The organism is Vibrio sp. (genome assembly GCF_038138445.1).
Taxonomy (GTDB): Bacteria; Pseudomonadota; Gammaproteobacteria; order Enterobacterales; family Vibrionaceae; genus Vibrio.
Map to the genome: position 1 here is coordinate 1 of NZ_JAYQDQ010000187.1, position 1,702 is coordinate 1,702.

Sequence of the window (1,702 nt, forward strand, 5' to 3'; positions counted from 1 at the left end):
CAACAATCCATTGGAAGTGATCCATATTTTTGGAGTTGATAAATACTTCAAATGGGCGGCGCAATTCGTGATCTGTTCCCTCATTTAGCACAATATCATTAATGGTTAGATACAGTGCATGATCTGATAGCGGAGTTTTAATTTTATAGGTGCTGCCAGCAAGTGACTCAGGACGCGACACTTTTTCATGCATTTGAATAATATTGCTTTCATGCGTCGTTGGAGCAGTTTCTTCTCCTGCCGCTGCCTGCTCATCTGATACTACTTTGTAGCCTACGATCTTTTGTTCAATTTTTTTGCTCATGTTATTCCTCTTATCTGTCCTTTTTGGTTCTACGAAATGCTTAGAACTTGCCGTAGTAACCTTCTTTGAGTGCGTCGAATAGATTGGCGGCTGTGTGAGTCTCGCCATCATATTCAATCTCTTCGTTCCCTTTATATTCGACTGTAGATCCGTCCTCTAGAGTAAAGCTGTAAACGGTATTTTCTAGATCGCTCTCTTTTACTAGAACACCCTGGAATGCCTCTGGGTTAAAGCGGAATGTGGTACAGCCTTTGAGCCCTTTCTCAGCGGCATATAGATAGATATCTTTAAAGTCATTATATTCACATTCAGTTGGCACGTTAATGGTTTTCGAGATTGATGAGTCTACCCATTTTTGTGCTGCAGCTTGAATATCTACATGCGCTTTTGGCTCAATCGTTTCAGAACTTACAAAATAGTCCGGTAATGCCTCGTCTTCAGAGGTGCCAAAGGGCATGGCATTTTCATTGATTAAGGCGCGATAGGCCAAAAGCTCATAGGAAAATACATCGACTTTTTCTTTGGACTTTTTACCCTCACGGATAACATTTCGCGAGTAGTGATGAGCAAAACTTGGCTCAATCCCATTGCTGACATTGTTTGCTAGAGACAGCGAAATAGTCCCTGTGGGTGCAATTGAGCTGTGATGGCTAAATCTGCAACCTTCTTCAATAATAGCATCGGCTAACTCTGGCGCGACATCTGCAATATTTTGCATGTAGCGGCTGTACTTGCCCATCAATACTTTGCCTTTGACCATGTCGCCAACTTTGATGCCATCTCTTGCCAGTTCTGGTTGCTTAAAGATCATATTAGCAGTTATTTCGAAATCATCTTCCATAATTGGTGCTGGACCTTTTTCTCTAGCTAGATCTAGACCACATTCCAAGCCGGCAATAGCCATTTCTCGAGAAACTTTTTCAGTGAAGTCTACCGAGTTTTTATCGCCGTACTTCATGCATAGCATAGTGATGGCTGATCCAAGGCCAAGGAAGCCCATGCCATGACGACGCTTGTACTGAATTTCGTTTCTTTGGCCTTCAAGAGGTAGACCGTTAATTTCTACTACGTTATCCAGCATACGAGTAAAGACTTTAACCACTTCAGCATATTGTTCCCAATCGAATGAAGCCTCTGAAGTAAATGGATTGCGTACAAATTTGGTAAGGTTTACTGAACCAAGTAGACAGCTTCCATAGGGTGGAAGCGGTTGCTCACCACAGGGATTAGTAGCTCGGATATCTTCACTAAACCAGTTGTTATTGTTCTTGTTAACTTGGTCGATGAGAATGAAACCCGGCTCTGCAAAGTCGTAGGTTGATGACATGATTGCATTCCATAATTTTTGTGCGCGAATTGTTTCATAAATTCGGCAAGCTACTAGCCCCTGATCGTTTG

2 pseudogenes are annotated in these 1,702 nt (G+C 42.2%); both read right to left on the reverse strand.

Annotation, left to right across the window (positions count from 1 at the left end):
• A pseudogene (locus AAFM34_RS20945) lies at positions 1 to 304 on the reverse strand (NrdJb); the annotation flags it as partial.
• 40 nt (positions 305 to 344) lie between these two features.
• Positions 345 to 1,702: pseudogene (locus tag AAFM34_RS20950) on the reverse strand (ribonucleoside-diphosphate reductase, adenosylcobalamin-dependent); the annotation flags it as partial.